We start from the raw sequence: 888 nt of genomic DNA, 5'->3' as shown, positions 1-888 counted from the left end.
TCGAAGATCGGATTGCGGCTCGTGTCGCGCTGCCGCACCACCCGTTCCACCAGTTCCTCGAACGGATAGTTCCCATGCTCGAAGGCTCCAAGCGCCGTCTGCCTCACTTCCTGCAGATAGGCGGCAAAGCTCTTCTCCCCGGCCGGGTACGTCCGCAGCGCCAACGTGTTTACGAACATCCCCAGCATGCCCTCTAGATCCGCATGCGGCCGGCCCGCCACCGGCGAACCGACAATGACTTCTTCCTGCCCGCTAAGCCGCGCCAGCAGCGTGCTGTAGGCGGCCAGCAGCACCATGTATACCGTAGCGCCGCCCGTGCGGGCCAGCTCGCGCAAGGCCGCCGCAAGATCGCCATCCAGCTCAACGTCCACCCGGCCGCCCTCGAAGCTGCGTGCGGCCGGACGGGAACGATCGGCCGGCAGGCTCAGCACAGGCAGTTCACCCGCAAACTGGTCCACCCAGTACTTTTCCAATTGCTCGTACGCCCGGCTGTCGGCGTAGTGTTCCTGCTGCCATACCGCATAATCTTTGTACTGCAGCTGCAGCGGCTCCAATGCCTCGCCCGCGTACAGCTTCACAAATTGGTCTACCATAATGCCTATCGACGTGCCGTCCGAAATAATATGGTGCATATCCAGCAGCAGCAAGTGCCGCGCTTTGCCGAGACGTATGACGGTCGTACGCAGCAGCGGAGCCTCTCCAAGGTCAAACGGGCGGAGGAATGCCCGGATTCGCTCCTCGGCTTCCCCTTCCTCCGCTTCCTCATAGGACACGCAGAAGGTCCACTCCTCTTGCACCCGCTGCACCGGCTCGCCGTCCACGACGGCAAACGAAGTGCGCAGCGATTCATGGCGGGCGATGAGCGCTTGCAGCGCCGCTTCCAGCCGT

At 63.2% G+C, this 888-nt stretch carries 1 protein-coding gene; it reads right to left on the bottom strand.

Annotated features, from left to right (window positions below; all coding sequences use genetic code 11):
* Positions 1-888: condensation domain-containing protein (locus tag A372_RS32520; RefSeq protein WP_019418884.1), on the bottom strand; the 888-nt coding region annotated here is incomplete at both ends.

The sequence above is a fragment of the Paenibacillus sp. OSY-SE genome, from assembly GCF_000283315.1.
GTDB lineage: Bacteria > Bacillota > Bacilli > Paenibacillales > Paenibacillaceae > Paenibacillus_B > Paenibacillus_B profundus.
The sequence above is the reverse complement of the archived record's forward strand: the minus strand, read 5'-3'. Positions and strand labels throughout refer to the sequence as shown.